The sequence below is a fragment of the Corynebacterium singulare genome (genome assembly GCF_000833575.1).
GTDB lineage: Bacteria > Actinomycetota > Actinomycetes > Mycobacteriales > Mycobacteriaceae > Corynebacterium > Corynebacterium singulare.
The window spans coordinates 2,217,840-2,238,999 of the sequence record NZ_CP010827.1 but is presented as its reverse complement, the minus strand read 5'-3'; the positions used below and the strand labels follow the sequence as shown (position 1 = coordinate 2,238,999).

19 protein-coding genes and 1 tRNA gene are annotated in these 21,160 nt (G+C 62.4%); 12 read left to right on the top strand and 8 right to left on the bottom strand.

The genetic code is table 11. The annotated features are described in order from the left end of the window. Window positions 1–10 precede the first annotated feature (10 nt). Complete coding sequence (gene cmrA, locus CSING_RS10370) at window positions 11–823, bottom strand: mycolate reductase (protein WP_042532049.1); 813 nt, start codon at window positions 821–823, stop codon at window positions 11–13. Window positions 824–944: 121 nt separating this feature from the next. On the opposite strand from cmrA, the gene CSING_RS10365 reads away from it, so the two are divergent. Beyond that, the gene (locus CSING_RS10365; RefSeq protein WP_042532048.1) at window positions 945–1,130 is read left to right on the top strand and encodes a PspC domain-containing protein; all 186 of its coding nucleotides are present in this window, start codon (window positions 945–947) and stop codon (window positions 1,128–1,130) included. Here the strand turns inward: CSING_RS10365 and CSING_RS10360 are convergent, their stop codons facing one another. From CSING_RS10360 to CSING_RS13360, 3 genes are all read right to left on the bottom strand, one after another. Continuing rightward, window positions 1,131–1,769 carry a hypothetical protein gene (locus CSING_RS10360; RefSeq protein ID WP_042532046.1) on the bottom strand — a complete coding sequence of 213 codons (639 nt, stop codon included), beginning with the start codon at window positions 1,767–1,769 and terminating at the stop codon, window positions 1,131–1,133. Between the two features lie 90 nt (window positions 1,770–1,859). After that, window positions 1,860–1,933: transfer RNA gene (locus tag CSING_RS10355), tRNA-Arg, on the bottom strand. Between the two features lie 42 nt (window positions 1,934–1,975). Next, entirely contained in the window at window positions 1,976–2,941 is a 966-nt protein-coding gene (locus tag CSING_RS13360) for a LysR family transcriptional regulator (protein WP_083280878.1), read from the bottom strand. Window positions 2,942–3,017: 76 nt separating this feature from the next. Here CSING_RS13360 and CSING_RS10345 point away from each other — a divergent pair, with 76 nt between their 5' ends. The 5 genes from CSING_RS10345 to CSING_RS10325 all read left to right on the top strand — a co-directional run bounded on the left by CSING_RS10345 (window position 3,018) and on the right by CSING_RS10325 (window position 8,878). Then, complete coding sequence (locus CSING_RS10345; protein ID WP_042532044.1) at window positions 3,018–5,102, top strand: cytochrome c oxidase assembly protein; 2,085 nt, start codon at window positions 3,018–3,020, stop codon at window positions 5,100–5,102. 195 nt (window positions 5,103–5,297) lie between these two features. Further along, window positions 5,298–5,912 (top strand): single-stranded DNA-binding protein, encoded by a 615-nt coding sequence (locus tag CSING_RS10340; RefSeq protein WP_042532042.1) that lies wholly within the window; start codon window positions 5,298–5,300, stop codon window positions 5,910–5,912. 84 nt (window positions 5,913–5,996) lie between these two features. Next, entirely contained in the window at window positions 5,997–7,667 is a 1,671-nt protein-coding gene (gene ettA, locus CSING_RS10335) for an energy-dependent translational throttle protein EttA (protein WP_042532040.1), read from the top strand. Between the two features lie 65 nt (window positions 7,668–7,732). Continuing rightward, the gene (locus CSING_RS10330; protein WP_042532038.1) at window positions 7,733–8,194 is read left to right on the top strand and encodes an acyl-CoA thioesterase; all 462 of its coding nucleotides are present in this window, start codon (window positions 7,733–7,735) and stop codon (window positions 8,192–8,194) included. Between the two features lie 3 nt (window positions 8,195–8,197). Next, on the top strand, window positions 8,198–8,878 hold the full coding sequence (locus tag CSING_RS10325) for a hypothetical protein (RefSeq protein ID WP_042532036.1): 681 nt from the start codon (window positions 8,198–8,200) through the stop codon (window positions 8,876–8,878). A gap of 24 nt (window positions 8,879–8,902) precedes the next feature. Here the strand turns inward: CSING_RS10325 and chrA are convergent, their stop codons facing one another. Continuing rightward, complete coding sequence (chrA, locus tag CSING_RS10320) at window positions 8,903–10,063, bottom strand: chromate efflux transporter (protein ID WP_042532035.1); 1,161 nt, start codon at window positions 10,061–10,063, stop codon at window positions 8,903–8,905. A 128-nt stretch (window positions 10,064–10,191) separates the two neighbouring features. Here chrA and ald point away from each other — a divergent pair, with 128 nt between their 5' ends. Then, window positions 10,192–11,274, top strand: a complete 1,083-nt coding sequence (ald, locus tag CSING_RS10315) for an alanine dehydrogenase (RefSeq protein WP_042532034.1) — start codon at window positions 10,192–10,194, stop codon at window positions 11,272–11,274. On the opposite strand, the gene CSING_RS10310 is transcribed toward ald, so the two are convergent. Together CSING_RS10310 and CSING_RS10305 are read right to left on the bottom strand one after the other, a co-directional pair. Continuing rightward, complete coding sequence (locus CSING_RS10310) at window positions 11,271–11,660, bottom strand: globin (RefSeq protein WP_042532032.1); 390 nt, start codon at window positions 11,658–11,660, stop codon at window positions 11,271–11,273. The genes ald and CSING_RS10310 overlap by 4 nt on opposite strands. A gap of 2 nt (window positions 11,661–11,662) precedes the next feature. Beyond that, window positions 11,663–12,676, bottom strand: a complete 1,014-nt coding sequence (locus tag CSING_RS10305; protein ID WP_407637953.1) for a mechanosensitive ion channel family protein — start codon at window positions 12,674–12,676, stop codon at window positions 11,663–11,665. A gap of 126 nt (window positions 12,677–12,802) precedes the next feature. On the opposite strand from CSING_RS10305, the gene CSING_RS10300 reads away from it, so the two are divergent. Then, window positions 12,803–13,963 (top strand): cystathionine gamma-synthase, encoded by a 1,161-nt coding sequence (locus tag CSING_RS10300; protein WP_042532026.1) that lies wholly within the window; start codon window positions 12,803–12,805, stop codon window positions 13,961–13,963. A 31-nt stretch (window positions 13,964–13,994) separates the two neighbouring features. On the opposite strand, the gene CSING_RS10295 is transcribed toward CSING_RS10300, so the two are convergent. Continuing rightward, entirely contained in the window at window positions 13,995–15,869 is a 1,875-nt protein-coding gene (locus CSING_RS10295; RefSeq protein ID WP_042532025.1) for an FAD/NAD(P)-binding protein, read from the bottom strand. Window positions 15,870–15,980: 111 nt separating this feature from the next. Here CSING_RS10295 and CSING_RS10290 point away from each other — a divergent pair, with 111 nt between their 5' ends. From CSING_RS10290 to CSING_RS10275, 4 genes are read left to right on the top strand one after another with little or no spacing between them, the layout of a single operon-like run. Beyond that, entirely contained in the window at window positions 15,981–17,639 is a 1,659-nt protein-coding gene (locus CSING_RS10290; RefSeq protein ID WP_052471418.1) for a TIGR04028 family ABC transporter substrate-binding protein, read from the top strand. After that, window positions 17,640–18,659, top strand: coding sequence for an ABC transporter permease (locus tag CSING_RS10285; RefSeq protein ID WP_042532023.1), 1,020 nt, complete (start codon window positions 17,640–17,642; stop codon window positions 18,657–18,659). Beyond that, entirely contained in the window at window positions 18,656–19,510 is an 855-nt protein-coding gene (locus CSING_RS10280; RefSeq protein ID WP_042532022.1) for an ABC transporter permease, read from the top strand. Before CSING_RS10285 ends, CSING_RS10280 begins: the two co-directional genes overlap by 4 nt. A gap of 1 nt (window position 19,511) precedes the next feature. Next, a complete protein-coding gene (locus CSING_RS10275; RefSeq protein ID WP_042532018.1) occupies window positions 19,512–21,149 on the top strand; it encodes a dipeptide ABC transporter ATP-binding protein in 1,638 nt (545 codons plus the stop codon). Window positions 21,150–21,160 lie beyond the last annotated feature (11 nt).

The following is a 21,160-nucleotide window of genomic DNA, read 5'->3' as shown; positions in this document are numbered from 1 at the left end:
GAGTGGGCGTTTAGGCCATCTTGGAATAGAAGCTGCCGATGAGGGGTGCGGCAATCGGGGTGGGCACAATGTTGCCCAGCGTGTTCATCGCCTTCGAGAGCGGGCCAGGAACCACCCGGCGCTGGTTTCGGGCCATCGCCTCCAGAGTTTCCTTAGAGCAGGACTCGTAGGTGGTCCACAGAAAGTCTGGTACGACTTTGTCAACGATGGACTGCTCTTCCTCCGGAATCACGGCGTCGCGCACCGGGCCAGGTGCAAGCAGCGTGCAACTTACGCCCGAGCCCTTGAGCTCATAGTGCAGAGCCTCGGTAAAAGCGTTAACGCCGGCCTTGGTGAAGACGTAGGTGGCGTTATTGGGGATCGAGACATTGCCCGCGGCGGAACCGACGTTGCAGATGGCGCCGCTGCGCCGCGGCAGCATCTGATCCAACGCGGCACGCGTCAGGCGATGGACAGCCTTCGCATTGAGATCGAACTGGCGCGTCTCATAGTCCCAGTCCTGGTCCATAAACTTGCCAAAGCTAGCAATGCCAGCGGAATTTACAATGATGGAGATCTCTTTGCTGTTCATGAATTCGATGACCCGGGAGACGTCGACAGTCGCGGAAAGATCCGCGGCGAGTGCGATGGCGTCGACGTCGTGGCGCGCACGCAACTCCGCAGCGAGAGACTCCAAGACTTCCTCACGGCGGGCGACGAGAATGACGTTGTACCCGCGCGCGGCCAGGTCCTTGGCCATCGCGGCACCGATGCCCTGGCTAGCGCCAGTCAGAAGCGCATAGGAGGTGCGGGTAGGGGCAGGCAATCCGGGGGAGTGAGCCATGGTGAAACGGCATCCTTTCTCTAAGGTCAAGGTTTCCACCCAGCGTAGAGGAAAAATCAGGGGTTTCCCCGATGCCGTTCTTATACTCGTTCAGCATAATGGAAAAGGAAAGGAGAACATCATGAACAACCAGCGCTTGACCCGTTCCACTACCGACTCGATGATCGGAGGCGTCTGCGGCGGCATCGCCGAAACCTACGACCTCGACCCGACCTTGGTTCGCATTGTCTTCGTAGCGGCCACCCTTCTCGGCTTTTCTGGTGTCCTGCTCTACCTGATTTTGTGGGTTGTCATTCCCGTGCAGTAATTACTGCAGCGGCCCCATCTCCATAAAGCTCTTCCACAGCCCCCATTCCTCTTGGAGGCGCGGAAGGGCGGAGGGTGGGGTAGCGGTGCCGTCGATAAGCGTGGCGTCCATCATGCGTACGCCGTTATCGAAGAAGAGTGCCGCATGCCCAGCCGCACCATAGCGCAGCAGCGGGACGAGGTTGAGACCATCGAAGGAAAGCGCGGCATTGGGGCGCACATCGAGCCCCGCAATGGCCGCCAACGTCGGTGCGAGGTCCAATGGAGAAACCAGCTCATGGCTCTCGCCGTCCTCAGCCACGCCTGGCCACAGCAGTGACATCGGGGCTGTGCCGTCCTCCCCGGGCTGCAATGAGCACACAGCCACGACTCCATGGAGCTGCTCGAGCGCGTCGGCTTCAGGTTGCTCGAGAAGCCTAAACACCCCCGTGTCACCCTCGACGTCCTGGCGAATCTCGTATTCTGCCTGCTCGAAAACGTCGGTGATGCGCGTTGTCGCACCGCGTTGCGGATACTGCCCGGTGAGCACTCCACGGCGTGACTGGGCATAGCTTTCCGACGGCGCCCAGGCATTCAAAAAGCGCCGTCCCCTCAGTGCAGAATCTGGGGCATGGTCAAAAGTAGCGAGGGTGATATCCATACCTTCAGCATATGCTTGCGTGTGCCCAAAACAGCCCAAAAGCCACTTTCCACCGCCCGCTAGAACGGTAAAAAGTGGCTCTGACCTGCGTGCCCCCAGCAGGACTCGAACCCGCGACACATGGGGTAGAAACCCACTGCTCTAATCCGCTGAGCTATGGAGGCCTACCGAAACATCATAGCTTAGCTATTCACTTGCTCGAAAAACTAGCTAGCCGGTGGCAGTCCGACGATAGCTCCATCGGTGGGAAGCTCGGCCGGGGAATGGCTGGCGGTGTCCAAGAGGATATCGATGAGTGTCTGTGCAGCCGGGGTTAGTGCGCGGTCCGCGCGGTAAATGAGCAGTGCCTCCATTGAGGGCAGAGGTTCCTCGATACGGTGAAAATGTACGCCCCGCTGGCCCAGCGCCTGGGCCGTGTGCGGCATCAGGCTGATGCCATAATCGCCCGCAACCAACGGAAGGCCAGTCTGCAGCGTGGAAATCTCCTGCACAATCGCCGGCTTGCAGTCCGGGGACGTAGCCCACAGCTGATCCAGCAGCTCCGGCAGCCCGCTGAGCTCCGGCCAGCGCGGCGGCAGCAACCATGTTTCGGTGGTCAGGGAGGACAAGCGGACGGGATCCGGAAGGTGGGACAAGCGCTGCGGAAGGGCGACGCGGAATTCCATATCTGCCGCGCGACTAATAGCAAGCTGGTCGCCATAGCGGTTCTGGAAGTGCTGCGGATTGGTGCTCGGGATGATGCCGATCTCCACGGAACCATCCAATACACGCTTGAGCGTGGCGGTTGGTTCTAAGTCACTTAAGGAAACGTTTACCTGCGGTGCGCGCTGGCGCATGCGGCGCAAAACAGTTGGCATAAACAGCCAGTTGAATTCAGGTGCCGAGCACAGAGTGACCGAGCCAGCGCTGCCAGCGGCGATTTCGGCTAAGCGGGTGGTAGCTGTGGCCAGCAACGAATCGATTGAGGTGGCGACCCCATAGAGAAATTCGCCAGCCTCTGTTGTCTTAACGCCGCCACGCCCCCGGGAAAGTAATTTGACGTTGAGATCCTCTTCAAGCTTGCGCACAGTCAGGCTTAGAGAGGGCTGTGTAAGCCGCAGTGTTTCCGCAGCCTGCGTGAACGAACCGTGGTCCACGATGGTGCGAAAATGGTGAAGCTGACGAGAGTCCATGAGTGCATCCTACCCTATTGCTGAATCTTTGCTGCCTTTTAGGTAAGAGAACATGTCTGGCGGTAGACTGCCGACTATGCACGAAGAGAAAGATAACTCCAGCTCACAGGCCTTGCAGAAGCCTGTTCAGGCGAGCTCTACAGTAGCCTCGCGAGCACGATCTTCCCGCCTTCTGCATCTTTCTTTTGTCGTTTTTGCGGGCCTTGTGGGGGGAATTATTTCCCTCTTCTTCCTTGCGGATTCGCTCGCGGCCCTCGGCATCCCTGACCCAGGACGCGTGACCACCTTTGGTTTGCCATTCTTCCGGGCCGCCGCATGGATGCTCATGGCGCTCTCGATTGGCTCCTTCATGGCCAGCGCCTTCTTCATCTATCCGGCCGTGCCGGACAACGATAACGAGCAGCTTCATAAGGCGGGGCTGAGCGTTGACGGTCATATCGCTGCCCGGACTGGCGCATGGGCGGCTGTCGGCACCGCGGTGGTCGCGCTGCTTGAGGTGCCCCTTGTCATGTCGGATTTAACCGGCACTCCCATCGCCAAGGTTCTCAATCCGGAGCTTATGGGGATGGCTGTGGGACAGATCGCGGCGTCGCAAGTCTGGCTCGTCACGGCCGCGCTGGCCGCTCTGGTGGCCATTGTGGGATTTGTTGCGCGCACGTGGGCTGGTCAGGTGGGGGCGTTCTTCCTCTCGGTGTTGCTGACTGTTCCGCTCGGCATGGAGGGCCACTCTGCGGCGGGCGGTGATCATGACTATGGAACGAACTCCCTGCTCATTCACCTTTTCTTCATCATGCTGTGGGTGGGTGGGCTCATGGGGCTCATCGCGCATGGCCGTCGCCTTGGCCCGAATATGGGCGTCGCCGTGCGCCGCTACTCCTCGGTGGCGCTCTTTTCTATCATCGCGCTTGCAGTCACGGGCGTGATCAATGCGCTCATTCGTGTTGAGTTCAGTGACCTTGTCACTACGCGCTACGGCTTGCTCGTGCTGAGCAAGGCTGTGCTTACGGTGGTGCTTGCTGCCGTCGGATTTGTTCACCGCCGGGTGACGATTCCGCAGCTTGAGAGCGCACCGCGCCTCTTTGTTCGGGTCTCCATCGTGGAGGTTTTCATCATGGCTGCCACCGTCGGCGTGGCTATTTCCATGGGGCGCACACCACCGCCGCCGCCGCGCGATCCGAATCTGAACTCCATGCAGATTCTGGTGGGCTACGAGCTTGTCGACGCCCCCACCGCCACCAACGTGTGGACCATGTTCCGCTTTGATCTCATGTTCGGCTCGCTCGGGCTCGTGCTGGCCGGCTTCTACCTGTATGCCCTGTGGCGCCTGAAGCGTCGTGGGTTGACGTGGCCCGGCGGTCGCACTGCCTGGTTCCTGCTGGGCTCGCTGGGCATGACGGTCATTATGAGTAACGGTATTGGCCTCTACATGCCGGCACTGTATTCCATGCACATGCTCGTGCACATGATTCTGTCCATGGCCATCCCCCTGTGCCTAGTGCTGGGCGCGCCGGTGACTTTGGTGATGGAGGCTTTTGAGCCAGGGGAGCCGGGTAAGCCCACGCTTCACGACGCCTCCGTGGCCCTCACCAAGTCCCGTACCCTACGTTTCCTCACGCACCCAGCGGTCAACGTTCTGCAGTTCCTCGCCTTCCTCTACATGCTTTACCTCTTCCCGAGCTTCTATGAACTTGCCATCTCAGAGCATGCCGGGCACGTCATCATGAACTGGGTTTTCTTGATTTCCGGTTACATCTATTACTGGGAGGTCATCGGGCCGGACCCGTTGCCGTGGCGCGCGCCCACGAAGGTGCGCTTGGGTATCCTCTTCTTCTCGATGCCGCTGCACCTTTTCGCTGGCGTCTACCTCATGCAGATGCAGTCCATTCTGGGGCTTGACTTCTACGAATCCCTCAACTTGCCGTGGAACCCGGACTTCATTAAGGATCAACGCACCGGCGGTGGTATTTCCTGGGGCTTTGGCCAGTTCCCGCTCGTCGTGGTGTTTGGCACGTTGTTTACTGAATGGTTGCGCGAGGACCGCGCCCAGGCCCGCCGCTATGACGCCAAGGCGGATGTTGACGGCGATGCCGACCTTGAGAGCTACAACGCCATGCTGAAGCAGATCAGCGAGGGCGATGATTCAGGTTTTCGTCCGCAGTAGATTCCGTACGAACGAGCGGGGGCCTGTGGATTTTCACCTGGGCAAACACCGGAGTTGTTGACTTATTCAACAAGTTATCCACAGGCGGACGGGCGGGGCATTGCGCGGCATGTGTGCGGTGGCAAAGATGCGAATCAAGGGAGGTGAAACGCCTCCTCGCACACAGAGTTACCACAGCATGTAAGGACACCCGCAATGTCGCAATATCCCATTTCTCTTACCGGACGCCTCACTAGTGATCCGCACCTGACCAAAATCAGCGAGACTATGTATAAGACTCGCTTCCGCATCGCCTCCTCCCGCAGCGTTCCGGAGGTTACCGATGAAGGCAAGACCATATGGCGCGAACTCGACCTCAACTTCATCGACGCCGAGGTCTGGGGCCAGTGCGCCATTAACGTCAAGAAATCTCTGCGAAGGGGCATGCCCATCTTTGTTATGGGGTCCATCGTCACAGACCAGTGGACTGACCAACATGGCGGGCGGCGCTCCAAAACCTACATTAAGGCTGCGCACGTTGGCCTTGACCTCAATCGCTACTTCGTCACCTCCGTGAAGGTTGGTACCGCATTCGGTGAGGATGGCGAAGAACAGCTGTGGCTGGGGGAGAACCCACCGGTGCCGGATGTGGATAACACGGCGTCGGAAAGCACTGCGGCATCAGAACAGCCCATGGAGCCCGCACCGGATGAGCCGATGCCCACCGCGCTGCAACCCGGTGAGGACTCACCACTCGACACGGCCGCTGACCGCCACCACGCGCTGAACACGGCCGAAGAGATTCCCGAGCCGGAGGAAGTCATGGCCTAAACAAGGGCGGAACACCGCCGTCGCCCATGTGATGTAGTCTTTGTACTGTTATTTACCAATCCTGACAGAAGCAAAGGGTGAAACATGGGCGAGTTCATCTACACGATGAAAAACGTGCGCAAGGCCATTGGTGACAAGGTCATTTTGGACAACGTCACCATGGCCTTCTACCCAGGAGCCAAGATTGGCGTCGTGGGCCCCAACGGTGCAGGTAAGTCCTCGATCCTGAAGATTATGGCCGGCCTCGATCAGCCCTCCAATGGTGAGGCTTTCATCGACCCGGGTAAGACCGTCGGCATCCTCCTTCAGGAGCCGCCGCTCAACGAGGAGAAGACGGTCCGTGAGAATGTCGAGGAAGGCCTCGGTGAGATCTTCGAGAAGAAGCAGCGCTTCGAGCAGATCGCGGAAGAAATGGCCACCAACTACTCCGATGAGCTCATGGAAGAGATGGGCAAGCTGCAGGAGGGGCTTGACCACGCCGACGCGTGGGAGGTTGACTCCAAGATTGAGCAGGCCATGGAGGCCCTACGCTGCCCGCCGTCTGATGACCCGGTGACCAATCTCTCCGGTGGTGAGCGCCGCCGCGTGGCGTTGGCGAAGCTGCTGCTGAGCGAGCCGGACCTGCTGCTTCTCGACGAGCCCACGAACCACCTCGACGCCGAGTCCGTCCAGTGGCTGGAGAAGCACCTCGAGTCCTACCCGGGTGCCGTCCTGGCCGTGACGCACGACCGCTACTTCCTCGACCACGTCGCGGGCTGGATCTGTGAGGTTGACCGCGGCAAGCTCTACCCGTACGAGGGCAACTACTCCACCTACCTCGAGAAGAAGGCAGAGCGCCTCGAGGTTGCTGGCGCCAAGGACAAGAAGTTGCAGAAGCGCCTGAAGGACGAACTCGCATGGGTTCGCTCCGGTGCGAAGGCCCGCCAGGCCAAGAACAAGGCTCGTCTCCAGCGCTACGAGGAAATGGCAGCTGAGGCCGAGCAGTACAAGAAGCTCGACTTTGAAGAAATCCAGATTCCGACCCCGCCGCGTCTGGGCAACAAGGTCGTTGAGGTCAAGGACCTGGTTAAGGGCTTTGACGGCCGCGTGCTTATCAAGGACCTCTCCTTCACCTTGCCGCGCAACGGCATCGTCGGCGTAATTGGCCCGAACGGTGTGGGTAAGTCCACCCTGTTCAAGACCATCGTCGGACTTGAGCAGCCGGATTCCGGCTCCGTCGACGTCGGTGAGACCGTCAAGCTCTCCTACGTGGACCAGGGCCGTGAAAACATTGATCCTGAGTCCACCGTGTGGGAGGTTGTCTCCGGCGGCTTGGACTACATCCACGTTGGCCAGAACGAGATGCCGTCCCGCGCCTACCTCTCCGCCTTCGGATTTAAGGGCCCAGACCAGCAGAAGCCATCCAAGGTGCTGTCCGGTGGTGAGCGCAACCGCCTGAACCTGGCGCTGACGCTGAAGGAGGGCGGCAACCTGATCCTCCTCGATGAGCCGACGAACGACCTTGACGTCGAAACCCTCGGCTCCCTGGAAAACGCCCTGGAGAAGTTCCCGGGCTGTGCGGTGGTCATTTCCCACGACCGCTGGTTCCTGGACCGCACCTGTACCCATATCCTGGCCTGGGAAGGCAACGTTGCCGAGGGCCAGTGGTTCTGGTTCGAGGGTAACTTCGGTGATTATGAGAAGAACAAGGTTGAACGCCTCGGTGAAGAGGCGGCCCGTCCGTCTCGCGTTACCCACCGCAAGCTAAGCCGCTAACTGCTCGAGGGGATGGTGTCATCCCCATTACCAACGCTGAGGTCAACCTCAGGAAGGATCCTGGAATGTCTGCTCAACATGTTGTGTCGGAGGAAACCACGGATAATGTCCACGCGCTCACCGTTGGTGTGCGCTGGTCAGATTTTGACATGTATGGCCACATGATGAACGCCAACTTCATTGAGCTGGCGCAGGAGGCGCGCTTGGCATTTGCCATGCACAACTTCTACTCGCGCGGCGTCAACATGGTGGCCTTCGTCCGCCACATCGAGGCCGACTATGTTCGCCCCCTCAAGTGGGATGGTCGCCACGGCACCGTGACCGTGGAGACCACCGTGGTGCGCCTCGGCAAAACATCCTTCACCACCCGCCAGAAGGTGAAGGACTCGCAGGGCGAGGTTGCCTGCGTCATTGACTGCGTACAGGTCACCATGGACCCGGAGACCCAGAAGCCGCGCGAGGTCACTGAGGAGGAGCGCGCCATTATCCTCGAGCACGCGCTCGTGGAACTCGACGAGAACGCCTAGGCCATGGACGGCGAAACGCTCGAACTGCGGGGCAGTGGGGTAGGGCTGCGGGCCCTCCTTGTCCGCGCGACGGGGCTTGATGCCTCAGCGTCGGTGCGTCTGCGTCAGCATGACAGTACCCATGTCGAGGTGTTTGTGACCACCCCGTTTGAGGTCGTGGCCTCCCGCCGCGTCGAAGGCGCGGTGGGCAGGGACGGTGCGGTGGTCTCAGCGCAGGTGCTTCTCGACGCCCTCCATACCGCCCCCGACCCCGAACTCACCGGTTCCCCCGTGGTGCTGAAGCTGGGACCTGCCCGCGACCCCTCATGGCCGGGCGCCCTGCCGCCGGCCGAGGGCTTTCGGGAAATCGACTCGCTGCCCGTCGGTGTCGTCCGCGAACTCGCGGACCAAGGACAGCAGCTGGCCCGGCAGTTCTCCGGCCCCATGGGTCCGCCAAGCAGCCTGCTGAACCAGACCGTCATCACGGTTGAGAGCACTCCGGGCGAGGAATCGGAGGTGGCTGCGCAGCAGGTAGAAATCCCCATGCGCATGATTTTCGCCTGCACCAATCTTGGGCTTATCCCTGGCTTCGCCGCTCCCATGGACGTGCCGCGCCACCTGCGCGTGGCCGGCAAGGGACGTTGGGTGCGCGTCGATGCGCCGTTCGGCAGCGTCTACCACTCGACGCGCTTGTCCTTGTTCTAGCGCTGTAGCGCTGCACCTGGAGCGTTACAGCAGCACCGCGCCCGCCAAGGCCGCGCCCACCGCGACGGTCCACGGCGGCGCCTTGAAAAACAATGCCGCCCCCGCGGCCACTGCAATAAGCCCGGAGGCCCAGCCGGTGACACCGTGGGTAATGATCGGATCCCACAGTGCAGCGACCAGCAGTCCAATGACGGCCGCGCTGATGGCGGCGAATGCCCCGCGTAGCCACTCCAGGTGGTTCCAGCGGGCCCACAAGTGCAGCGCCGCCAGCGTCAGCAAAGCTCCCGGCAGGAAGATCAGCACCGTGCCGAGGATCGCGCCGCCGAGACCGCCGTCGACCGCGCCGAGGTAGGAAGCGAAGGTGAACAGCGGGCCCGGCACACCCTGTGCCACTGAGTAGCCGGCCAAGAACTCCTGTTGGCTTAGCCACCCCGCGCCCACGAACTGATCCTCAAGAAGCGGCAACACCACGTGCCCGCCACCGAAGACTAATGCGCCGGATTGGTAGAAGGCGTTGGCGCGGGTAAGGAGGTAGGAATCGCTGACCTGTGCCGCCGCAGCCAATCCACCCAGGAGGAGGAAGAACGCCGCTAGGCAGCCCCACGCCAGGCCGGCTGGCACGCTGCGCAGGCCACTGTCAATATCGGGGGCAGTGGTGACCGCCAAGAACCGGCGCAGTACCGTTGCGCCAAGCACGCCGGCGACGGCCAGCACTGCGAGCTGCCAGGCCGATCCGGCCACGAGTAGCACCCCAGAACTGATGAGGGCGAGGGCCCAGGCGGTGGGCGTCGATAAGAGCTTCTTGGCCATCCCCACAATCGCATGCACCACCACGCCCGCCGCCGCGGCGAGCAGTCCATCGAGCCACCCCACACCGCTGCTCGGCACCACGATGAGGCCAAACAGCGTGAGGATGAGTGCCGACGGGAAGGTAAACAGGAACCAGGAATACGCCATGCCGGCCAGGCCCGCGCGGCCATAGCCCAGCGCCATACCCACCTTGGAACTTGCCGGGCCGGGCAGGAATTGAGACATCGCTACCAAGTCCGCGTAGGAGGAGTCACTCAGCCAACCCCGGCGGCTGACAAACTCCGTGCGGAAGTATCCTAGGTGAGCCGCAGGCCCCCCGAAAGCGGTCCATCCCAGCGGGAGAAAGGAACGGCGAACATCGCGCATAGTGCTCATTGGCAGCATCCTAACGCCTAATGGGGGAGGCCGCGACGTGAAAAATGAATCACGCCCTCACACCGTAGTGTTCTGCGTTACGCTGACGGTGGACCCATTAATTTTTTGTCTCCAAAGGAGTCTGCCTCATGCGTATTGCAGCACCTAAAGAAATCATGAACAACGAGAACCGCGTGGCTCTTACTCCCAGCGCTGTCCAGACGTTGGTGAAGGACGGCCATGAGGTCCTCGTGGAGACTGGTGCCGGCGTCGGCGCGTCCTTCCCGGATGAGCTCTACGAGGAGGCCGGCGCTACCATCGTGGCCACCGCTGAGGAGGCGTGGGCTGCGGACATGGTGGTCAAGGTTAAGGAGCCGCTCGAGCCTGAGTACGGCTTCTTGCGTGATGACCTCCTCCTTTTCACCTACCTGCACTTGGCTGCGGACCGCCCGCTGACGGAGGCCCTCATGAAGGCCGGCACCACCTCAGTGGCCTACGAGACCGTCACCGATGCCCGCGGCACCCTGCCGCTTCTGACCCCGATGTCCCAGGTGGCTGGCCGTCTGGCCGTGATTGAAGGTACCCACCACCTGCTGTCCACTCAGGGCGGCCGCGGTGTGCTGGCTCCCGGTGTGCCGGGCACCCAGCCGGCGCGCGTCGTGGTTATCGGTGGTGGCCAGGTCGGCGCGTCCGCTGTGGCCATGGCTCACGGCCTGCGCGCGGAGGTCACCGTGCTCGACCTCGACCCGCACGTGCTGCAGCGCTTCGATGACCAGTACCAGGGCACTGTGCGCACCATCGTCTCCGATCCGGCTGCGCTGGAGGCCGAGCTCCTTGAGGCCGACCTCGTTATCGGTGCTGTCCTCGTACCGGGTGCTGCGGCACCGAAGCTGGTGCGCGAGGATGTGGTCAAGCGCATGAAGAAGGGCGCCGTGCTTGTCGACGTTGCCATTGACCAAGGCGGCTGCTTCGAGAACTCCCACAAGACCTCACACGACGAGCCCACCTTTAAGGTCCACGACACCCTCTTCTACTGCGTGGCTAACATGCCGGGCGCGGTGGCCAACACCTCCACCCGTGCGCTGGGCTCGGCTACCTTGCCGTACATGCGCGCACTGGCAGCCGGCGGCTACGAGGGCGCTATTGAGCGCTTCCCGGGCTTGGCCAACGGCCTCATGACCCGCAACGGCGGACTGGTCCACCAGCCGGTCAAGGATGCCCTCGGCCTTTAAGGGGCGCGGTTGATGAGCATCGCCGCCACCCGCTCCATGTGATCCCAGATCATGGAGCGGTAGGCCGGCGGGATGGTCGCCTCATCAATCTGTGCCAGGGAATTTCCCATGAGCTCCAGCCAGCGATCATGGGCAGCCATGTCGATGGGGTAGGGCGCGTGGCGCATGCGCAGGCGCGGGTGCCCGCGGTTCTCAGAAAAGAGCTGCGGTCCGCCCCAGTACTGCACGAGGAACCACAGCAGCCGCTGCTCAGCACCTTCCCAATCCTGGTCGGGGTACATGGGGCCGATGACGTCATCAGTGCGCACTTGGGCGTAGAAGCCTCCGACAAGCTTCTCAAAGGTCTCCATCCCGCCGATGGCCTCGTACACACTGCTGGGTTGCATAGTTAATTGTCCTTTCGCGTCAGGCCGTGTCCTGAACCCGATTCTTCCATGTCGAAGATAGCCATCCCGCGCGGGTAGGGGGTAGCGATACCCTCAGCATGCATGGCGGTGAGGATTTTCGCCTGCATGGCACGCTGAACATCCCATTGCTTGCCAGGGAGAGTCTTGACGGATACACGGTAGGACATGTGGTCGACCTCAAGGCCCGACATGCCGTTGACGGTAGGCTCGGCCAGGATGTCAGGCTGGATGGTGGGGTCGTGGGAGGCGTCGGCAGCAGCGGCGTTGATGACGTTATACGCCTTGTCCGGATCGTTGCTGAGCGCCACCGGAACCTGGATGCGGGCGACTGAGTAACGGTCGGAGTGGTTGGCCACCTGCAGGATCTCACCGTTACGCACGTACCACAGGGCGCCGTCGATGTCGCGGACGGTGGTGATGCGCAGGGAGATGGATTCCACATCACCAAAAACGCCGTTGCCCAAGTCGATGGTGTCGCCGATGCCGTACTGGTCCTCCATGAGCATGAAGATGCCAGACAGGAAGTCCTTGACCAGAGCTTGGGCGCCAAAGCCGAGGGCCACACCGACAACACCGGCGGAGGCTACGAGTGGGGCGACGTTAACGCCGAGCTTGTCCAAGATGGCTAGCGCAGCCCAGACCCACACGAAGATGGACACGGCGGATCGGCCCACTCCTGACAGGGTTTGGATGCGGGACACGCGCCGAGCCTCGTTGGTGGCGGCTAGGGCCTTGTCGGTTTTCACCGGCTTGCGTTGTGACAGGGGCGAGCTCAGCTTTCCCTTCTTGATGCTGTTGTCCGCCAGTTTGGTGATGAGGCGGCGCAGTAGCCAGTTGCCAATGACGGCGACAAGGAGGATGAGCATTATGCCGATGGGCTTATCGACGAGCCAGGAGCGCATATCCTCGCTCTGCCACCATTGGGTGATGGTATCAACGGCTTCGCCGGACTTGTCGGTTGCGACTCCCACGGCCGCGCTAAGAGTAGTCACGATGTCCTTTCCTTCGTTCACGATTGATGTCTTCCGATACTAGAGAAGACGTGGGCGGCATTCATACGTGCTGAATATAAAAAGGCTGTTACTCTCGCAACTGAACAGCTTGGTCTAGACTGATGTGACATGACTGACAACCGCACTCTTGGCTTTTCTTCACGTTCCATCCATGCCGGTTACCAGCCGGATCCCCACATGGGATCCATCAACGTACCGATCTATGCCTCCACTACCTTCCAACAGGATGGTCTCGCGCAGCTGCGCGGCGGCTACGAGTATGGCCGCGTAGCCAACCCCACCGTGCACTCCCTGGAGAAGACCCTCGCGGCACTGGAGAACGCCGCCTATGCCCGCTGTTTTGCCACGGGCATGGCGGCGGTCGATACCCTCATTCGCATCATCGTGCGCCCGGGCGACCACGTGATTCTGGGCAATGATGCCTACGGTGGCATGTATCGCCTGCTTCACCATGATTACGGCGAGTGGGGCGTGGAGCTGTCCATCGTTAATACCGCGGACACCGCGGCTGTTGAGGCGGCGATTAAGGAGAACACGAAGCTTATTTGGCTCGAGACTCCGACCAATCCCGCAACCACGGTCACCGACATCGCCGAGGTGGCACGGGCGGTCAAAGCGCTGTCCGACGCCCACATCGTCGTCGACAACACCTTCGCCACGCCCTACCTGCAGAACCCGCTGGAGCTGGGAGCGGACCATGTGCTGCACTCCACCACGAAGTACCTAGGCGGCCACTCGGATGTCCTGGGCGGCGCGGTAGTAACCAACTCCGAAGAGATGGATGAGCGCCTGCTCTACTTCCAGGGCAATGTTGGCGCGGTGTCCTCGCCTTTCGACGCCTACCTTACCGCCCGCGGCATCAAGACCCTCGAAGTACGGATGGACCGCCACTGCGCCAACGCGCAGGCGGTGGCCGAGTTCCTAGACTCTCGCCCCGAGGTCAAGAAAGTCCTCTACCCGGGCCTACCCTCGCACCCGGGCCACGAACTGGCCAAGAAGCAGATGCGTGGCTCCGGCGGAATGATGTCCGTGCGCTTTCACAGTGAGGAGCATGCCCGCCAGGTGTGTCTCAACACCAAGCTCATCTCACTTGCCGAGTCCCTCGGCGGCGTAGAGTCCCTCATCGAGCACCCACAGAACATGACGCACATCTCCGCTGAGGGCTCCGAGCTGGTCCCGCCGGCAGACCTCGTGCGCATCTCGGTGGGAATCGAGTCCATCGATGACCTGCTCGCCGACCTCGAGCAGGCTCTCGACGCCCTAGCCTAAAACCCTCGCGGCGCTGGTGTCATAGCGCGGGCTAGAGGGTGGCAAGGAGGGAGCCGGCGGTGCGGTCGGTCTCCTGGAGCATGAGCGGGTCCGTGCCCGGCATGGGGGAGATGGTGGTATCCGGCCACTGCGCGTACGTGGGGATGCCGACGATGTGCAGGCGGGGATCCTCGGTGCCGTCGGGGTTGACCACGCGGCGGTTCCACGTCGTTTCCGGGGAGCCCGTGGCCTGGCCGTGGTCAACGAAGGCCCGCACGCGGCCGTTGAGGGAGACAGCCAGCGGATCGGCGGCGCGGCGGACGTCAGGGGAGTGCATCCAGGCGTCGATAAGCCAGGCCGAGGAGGCTTCTCCATGCTGCGTACGCAGCGTGAACTTCTCGCCCACCTCGAGCTGGGGGCGCTCGCCGAGGAAGGTGGCGAGGCCGGCGTCGACAAGCGCGAGCAGCTGGCGCGTGCGGAACAGCGGCGGGCCAGAGCCCACCATCTGGCCGAACGCCATGAACTCCTTGTACGTGCTTGTACGGGACTCCCACGTCATGCGGCCCTCTGAGCCAGCGATGGACGCGGGCTTGCGGGCGGCGGAAATAGCCCACAGCGCGGACTTGAGCGGAGAATCGGCAGCTGCAACGGCTTCGACGATATCGCGAGCCAGCCCCTCGGCGATGTATTCGGTGAGGTCACCGCCCTTAAAATCAGCGAGCGGGTGCGTCCAGTGCGCCAGATCCAGCGGCTGGGTGGAGGAACCCTCGAGCGCTGTTGTGAGCTGGTCCGCCATGCTGCGCAAGTCCGCGGCGTCGACGGTGGTGGCGTCGATAGTTGCGATGATGTCGGTGAGCGGGCGCTGTAGCGCCTCAGGATTGACGCGTGCCTGAGTCTCGTAGTACTCGGCGTAGGCATCGCGCAGGATGTGCGGCAGCAGCTGGGTGGAAAAGTCCACCCCATCCCCGACTTCCGTGACGGCTCGGCGGAAGCGCACCAGCGCCGCCTTCGGTGGCAACGCGTGGTACTCCGACTTCGGGATATACGGGTAGCCGCGGCCCGAGCTCACGATGAAGTGCGGCTCATCACCACTCGGCTCATAGCGCAGCCCAGAGCGCGTGGAGGGATCTTCCACAAATTCGCCGCCGCGGTCGATGGTGAGTAGTGCCATGACGTCGAAGAAGCCCATGCCCAGGCCGCGGACGAGGATCTTCTCGCCGGCCGGAATCTCATTGACCGGCTGCTCGACGGGATTATCCGGGCGCACCCAGTGCAGACCCGACTGTGCAGCGTCCGCTAGGACGCGCTCGGACTCGTTGAGTGCGGGAACCTGCCAACCGTAGGCGAGGACGGTGGCGTCGGAGGTGATGGTGGAGTCGTCGGAAAGCACAATGGTGTCCTGGTCCTCCCCAGAGTCGATGGACACCGCGCGGGCGCGGTGCTGGACTACCTCAACGCTGTCTGGGAGCTGTGCGAGCGCAACCTCATACACCCACTCCAGGTAGGCGCCGTACAGCGCACGCGAGGGGTTGGACTCCGGACGGGTCTGCTCGAGCTCCTCGGCAAAGGAAGTGGCCAGGTCCTCGCGGGGAGGGAAGGCATCATACAGCTTGAGCTTCGCCGGAGACAGGTCGGGGCGCTCGCCGCGCAGGAGCTGAATCCACTCGTAGAGAATGGGCCCCTCCAGCACCGGGGCAGTGGTGGTGGAGCCGGGCTCGGTAAAGAGGGTGACCGCGCCGGCAAGCGTGTTCATGCACAGCGTGCGGGTCTGCTCGGTATCCCAGATGCGGCCTGCGCCCAGCGGGGCGTCATCGATGATGTGCAGCGTCAGTCCTGACGCAAGGGGAGTGGCGCGCAGGTGTGCTGCCAGGCGCTCAACCAGCGAGATGCCGCGTGGGCCGGCACCGACGATGGCGATGGAGGGCATAATAATCAAACCTCAATTTTTAGACTGTGCTGTCTAGTGGAATAATACCGGTCGGTATGCGTTGTGTTAAATCCGAACGCACGTCAACGATCTATCTTGAAAGCTCTTACCGTGAAAACTCTACGCGCACTAGCCGCCACCGTGGCCGCAGGTTTAGCTGCTTCGCTCGGCGCCTGCTCAGCCACGGACCGGCCAGCGGGAGAGGAGAACATCCTCACCTATCTCGAGCCGCAATTTTTCCGAACGCTCTATCCGCCCGCGGCTGGCTTTTACCCCAACGGCGGCGTGGTCAACCAACTGACTGACCGCCTCCTTTACCAGGACCCGGAGACCCTGGAGCTCTCGCCGTGGATCGCCACGGACATGCCCAAGGTCAACGAAGATGCGACTGAGTACACTTTCGACATCCGCACGGACGTCACCTACTCGGACGGCTCTCCGCTCACCGCGGAGAACGTCGTGGCCAACTTCGACCTCTTCGGTCGCGGCGACAAGTCCCGCACGCTGACCAGCTCCGAGCAGATTGCTAACTATGACCGCGGCGAGGTCGTGGACGAGGACACCGTGAAGTTCTACTTCACCAAACCTTCCCCGGGCTTCCTCCAAGCTACGTCGGCCTATAACGCCGGCCTAGTGTCCGATTCAACACTCGAGCTCGACAACGAAGGCTTCGGCCCCGGCAATGCGGTCAACGTCATTGGTTCCGGGCCTTTCGTGGTGGAATCGGAGTCCATTGGCACCGACCTCATCCTGAAAGCCCGCGACGATTATGACTGGGCGCCGCCAGCAGTTGAGCACCAGGGCCGCGCGGCTATCGACGGCATCCACTACATCCTCGCCGCCGAAGAGTCCGTGCGCACCGGCGCAATTGTTTCCGGCCAGGCCGATATTGCCCGCCAGATTTCCGCCCCGCAGGAATCGCTGCTTGAAGAGCAGGGCATTAACATTGTTTCGCGCGGTACGAACTCGATGAACAACCAGTTCGCCTTCCGCTTCGACCACCCGCTGCTCAGAGATAAGCGCGTACGCGAGGCGATTATCCACGGTGTCGACCGCGAGGAAATCCTCCGCGTGCTCTTCTCCGATTCTTACCCGCTGGCCACCTCGACCGTGGCGCAGACCGGTCTGGCTTATAAGGATCAGTCCGCGGCTTACACCTTTGATCCGGAGGAATCGCGCAGGCTTCTCGACGAAGCCGGATGGGAGCCGGGCCCGGACGGCATCCGTGTCAAGGACGGTAAGCGCCTGAGCCTGCGCACCAACACAGCCTTGCCGCAGCCGCGTTCCAAGGAGGTCATGACCATGGTCCAGGATCAGCTGCGCGGTATTGGCATTGACATTCAGGTCAACGCCGGTGACCAGGCCACGCAGAACGCAGACTCCAAGGACATCACCAAGGTGCAGATGTACCACTCGATGGTCGGCCGCGCGGACTACGACGTCATCACCTCCTTCTATGGCATCAATAATCGCGATGCCTTCCTCAATCAGGATGACGAGGGCAACCCCATCGACGCCCACCTGCAGCAGCTTCTCGACGCCGTCCTCGACACCCCCGATACTCAAGGCCGAGTCAAGGCCACGGAGAAGGTTCAGGACTACATCACCGAGCAGGCCTACGCCCTGCCGCTTTTTGAGGAACCCGTGGTCTACGCCGTGCGCCCGGAGGTGTCGGGCTTTAGCCCGGAGTCGGTGGCGCGACCGTGGTTCTACGAGGTCAGCATCGACGCCGAGCCGCAGGGCGCGGCAAAGAATGAGGAGGAGGAATAAATGACTACTCGCCAGATTCTCAGCCGCATCGGGCAAGCGCTCATCGTGCTGCTTATTACCTACACTGTGGCCTTCTTCCTCCTTTCGGCGCTGCCGTCGGATGCAGTGCAGTCGCGCTTCGGCGATCCCGCCCTGGGGTTGTCCCAGGCGGAGATTGACGCTATCCGGGAGGAGATGGGCGTCGACAAGCCGCTCATGGTGCAGTACTTCACCGCCCTCGGTGGCTTCCTCACCGGTAATTTTGGTAACTCCACGCAGTCGGGTGCGCCGGTGGCTACGCTCATTGCCGACGCCCTCCCCCACACCCTCATCCTCGCCGCCTGCGCCATTGGCCTGGCCATCATCGTGGCCGTGCTCGTGGCCTTTCTGGCAACGCTTCCGGGCTTGGGAGGTATCGCGACCTTCTTCCGCGGCCTGCCCTCCCTCATGGTCTCGCTGCCGGGATTTTGGATCGGTATCCTGCTCATCCAGGTTTTTTCCTTCCAGCTCGGCTGGGTGCGCATCATTGAGCCTGGCAGCGTGGAGGGCCTCATCCTGCCCACGCTCACGCTGGCCGTGCCGATGACTGCTCCGCTCATCCAGGTGCTGATCCGCTCTATTGATGAGACGCAGTCGCGCCCCTTTGTCCAAGCGGTGCGGGCGCGTGGTGCCTCGGAGTCGTGGATCTTCTGGCGCACGATCCTGCGTAACTCGTTGCTGCCGACATTGACCATGGCGGGCCTGCTCTTCGGTGAGCTCGTCGGCGGGGCCGTGGTGACGGAGACCGTCTTTGGCCGCACCGGGTTGGGCTACATGACAGCTCAGGCCGTGGCTAACCGCGATACCCCGGTTCTTTTGGCCGTGGTACTTATTGCCGCGACCTCCTACATCATCATCAACCTCGTCGTGGACCTCCTCTACCCGGTGCTCGACCCGCGCCTGCGCCCCAGCTCCACCAATCGCCCGGCCGCCCGCGCCTTCCGTACGACCAGCACCGCAGACCCGACCGCCAGCTCTGAAGAAAGGACCGTGCGCTCATGACCCTGATGCACACCAAAGCCCGCCGTGCTCATCGCCGCGGCGCTACGAGCCACGGCAACCCCTGGCTCGCGCCGGGCTCGATTATTGCCATCATCATCCTCGCCGTGGCGTTTCTCGGCGCGCTCGTGCCGGGATTGTTTACCTCCGCCGACCCGTACGCCGGCACCGACGTCGCCCTGCTCGCGCCGGGCGAGAATGGCCATCTCATGGGCACCGACGCCGTGGGACGTGACCTCTATGCCCGCGTGGTCTACGGCGCCCGCCAGTCTCTGCTGGGCGCGCTCATTGCCGTGGCTGTGGGACTCGTCGTCGGTACCCTCATCGGCCTTTTGGCCGGCTCCCTGCGGGGAGTCGTCGACACCATCCTTATGCGCGTCGTCGACGTTCTGCTCTCCATCCCCGGCATTTTGCTCTCGCTGTCCATCATCATTGTGCTGGGCTTCGGATCGGTTCAAGCGGCGGTAGCCGTGGGTGCGACCTCCGTGGCCACCTTTGCTCGTCTGGCCCGCTCACAGGTCATCACCGTGGCCAACGCCGAGTACATCGAGGCCGCCTACGGCGCGGGTGCTACCCGCACCACGGTGCTGCTTCGCCATATCCTGCCCAACTCGCTGACCCCGGTCATCGCCCTAGCCACCCTGCAGTTCGGCACCGCCATCCTGCAACTGTCCATCCTGGGCTTCCTGGGCTACGGCGCTCCGCCGCCCACCCCAGAGTGGGGCCTCATCATTGCCGAGGGCCGCGACTTTATGGCCACCGCCTGGTGGCTCATCATCCTGCCCGGCATCGCACTGGTGGCCGTGGTGATGTCCGCCAACCGCTTGTCCCAAAACTTCCCTGTGGAGGCCTAGAATGTCTGATCCCAAGAACTCAGCACAGCCCCTGCTCACCGTGCAGGACCTCAACGTCTCCTACACCACCGCGAAGGGCGATGTTCCCGCCGTCCAGGGCGTCAACGTGGAGGTCCACCCGGGGCAAATGACCGCTATCGTTGGTGAGTCCGGCTCCGGCAAGACCACCTCCGCCATGGCCGCCATCGGCCTGCTCCCGTCGAACGCCACCATCGACGCGGGCACCATCACCTTCGACGGCCGCGACATCACCTCGCTGAGCCGCCGCGAGTGGCGGGAGCTGCGTGGTCGACGCATCGGGCTCATCCCGCAGGACCCGAACAACTCCCTCAACCCACTGAAGACCATCGGTGCCTCGGTGGAAGAGGGGCTCACCATCCACCACGTGGGCAGCGCCGCCGAGCGCAAGGCCCGCGCATTGGAGCTGCTTGAGCGCGTCGGCATCGACGACCCTGAACGCCGCTACCAGCAGTACCCGCATGAGCTCTCCGGCGGCATGAAGCAGCGCGTGCTCATCGCCGCTGCAGTGGCGTTGGAACCGGACCTCATCATCGCTGATGAACCGACCTCCGCCCTCGACGTCACCGTGCAGAAAATCATCCTCGACCTCCTCGATGACATGCGCGCCGAGCTCGGCATGGGCATCCTCTTCATCACCCACGACCTCGCGGTGGCCGGTGACCGCGCCGACCGCGTTGTCGTTATGGAGGCCGGTCAGCTGCGCGAAGAGGGTCTTGCCGCCACGGTGCTTACCAACCCACACCACGACTACACCAAGCGCCTGCTTGCCGACGCCCCCTCCCTCACCCTCGCAGACGTAGGCACGGTCAGCGCCCGCGCCGCCCTCGGCGACCGCGAGGCGCTCGTGCGCGTCGAAGGCCTCACCCAGCGTTTTGGTGATTTCACTGCCGTTGATGACATCTCCTTCACCGTTGCCAAGGGGTCGACCCACGCGCTGGTGGGCGAGTCCGGCTCCGGCAAGACCACGACCGGGCGCAGCATCGCCATGTTCAACACCCCGACCGAAGGGTCCATCACCGTCGGTGGCCGCGAGATCGTGGGCCTGCGTGGAAAACAGCTGCGCGCCGAGCGCAACAACATCCAACTCGTGTACCAGAACCCTTACGGTTCTTTGGACCCGAAGCAGTCGATTGGGCAGACGGTGGCGGAGCCTTTGCGGAACTTGAAGGGGGCGCGTGCAAGCGCAGCAAAGGCTAAGGCTCAGGAGTTCTTGGAACTCGTCGCGCTTAACCCTGACTTCTACGACCGCCGCCCGAGCGAGCTCTCCGGCGGCCAGCGCCAGCGCGTGGCTATTGCCCGCGCCATGATCGTGGAACCAGAACTGGTCATCCTCGACGAGGCTGTCTCCGCCCTCGACGTCACCGTGCAGGCACAGATCCTGCGCCTCCTCGGAAAGCTACAGGAAGAACTCGGCCTGACCTACATTTTCATCTCCCATGACCTGGCCGTGGTCAACCAGATTTCCGACACCGTCTCCGTTCTCTCCCACGGCAAGCAAGTCGAATCCGGGCCCACTGCGGAGGTCTTCAGCAACCCGCAGTCGCCCTTTACCCGCCAGCTCATCGAGGCTATCCCCGGCTCGCGCTACCGCGCCGGCGACCTCAACCTGGGCCTGTAGCCTGGGTGCAA

Excerpts from the sequence above, each read along its gene's own strand:
- cmrA (WP_042532049.1), bottom strand. The coding sequence starts at position 823 with ATGGCTCACTCCCCCGGATTGCCTGCCCCTACCCGCACCTCCTATGCG.
- CSING_RS10365 (WP_042532048.1), top strand. The coding sequence starts at position 945 with ATGAACAACCAGCGCTTGACCCGTTCCACTACCGACTCGATGATCGGA.
- CSING_RS10360 (WP_042532046.1), bottom strand. The coding sequence starts at position 1,769 with ATGGATATCACCCTCGCTACTTTTGACCATGCCCCAGATTCTGCACTG.
- CSING_RS13360 (WP_083280878.1), bottom strand. The coding sequence starts at position 2,941 with ATGGACTCTCGTCAGCTTCACCATTTTCGCACCATCGTGGACCACGGT.
- CSING_RS10345 (WP_042532044.1), top strand. The coding sequence starts at position 3,018 with ATGCACGAAGAGAAAGATAACTCCAGCTCACAGGCCTTGCAGAAGCCT.
- CSING_RS10340 (WP_042532042.1), top strand. The coding sequence starts at position 5,298 with ATGTCGCAATATCCCATTTCTCTTACCGGACGCCTCACTAGTGATCCG.
- ettA (WP_042532040.1), top strand. The coding sequence starts at position 5,997 with ATGGGCGAGTTCATCTACACGATGAAAAACGTGCGCAAGGCCATTGGT.
- CSING_RS10330 (WP_042532038.1), top strand. The coding sequence starts at position 7,733 with ATGTCTGCTCAACATGTTGTGTCGGAGGAAACCACGGATAATGTCCAC.
- CSING_RS10325 (WP_042532036.1), top strand. The coding sequence starts at position 8,198 with ATGGACGGCGAAACGCTCGAACTGCGGGGCAGTGGGGTAGGGCTGCGG.
- chrA (WP_042532035.1), bottom strand. The coding sequence starts at position 10,063 with ATGAGCACTATGCGCGATGTTCGCCGTTCCTTTCTCCCGCTGGGATGG.
- ald (WP_042532034.1), top strand. The coding sequence starts at position 10,192 with ATGCGTATTGCAGCACCTAAAGAAATCATGAACAACGAGAACCGCGTG.
- CSING_RS10310 (WP_042532032.1), bottom strand. The coding sequence starts at position 11,660 with ATGCAACCCAGCAGTGTGTACGAGGCCATCGGCGGGATGGAGACCTTT.
- CSING_RS10300 (WP_042532026.1), top strand. The coding sequence starts at position 12,803 with ATGACTGACAACCGCACTCTTGGCTTTTCTTCACGTTCCATCCATGCC.
- CSING_RS10295 (WP_042532025.1), bottom strand. The coding sequence starts at position 15,869 with ATGCCCTCCATCGCCATCGTCGGTGCCGGCCCACGCGGCATCTCGCTG.
- CSING_RS10285 (WP_042532023.1), top strand. The coding sequence starts at position 17,640 with ATGACTACTCGCCAGATTCTCAGCCGCATCGGGCAAGCGCTCATCGTG.
- CSING_RS10280 (WP_042532022.1), top strand. The coding sequence starts at position 18,656 with ATGACCCTGATGCACACCAAAGCCCGCCGTGCTCATCGCCGCGGCGCT.
- CSING_RS10275 (WP_042532018.1), top strand. The coding sequence starts at position 19,512 with ATGTCTGATCCCAAGAACTCAGCACAGCCCCTGCTCACCGTGCAGGAC.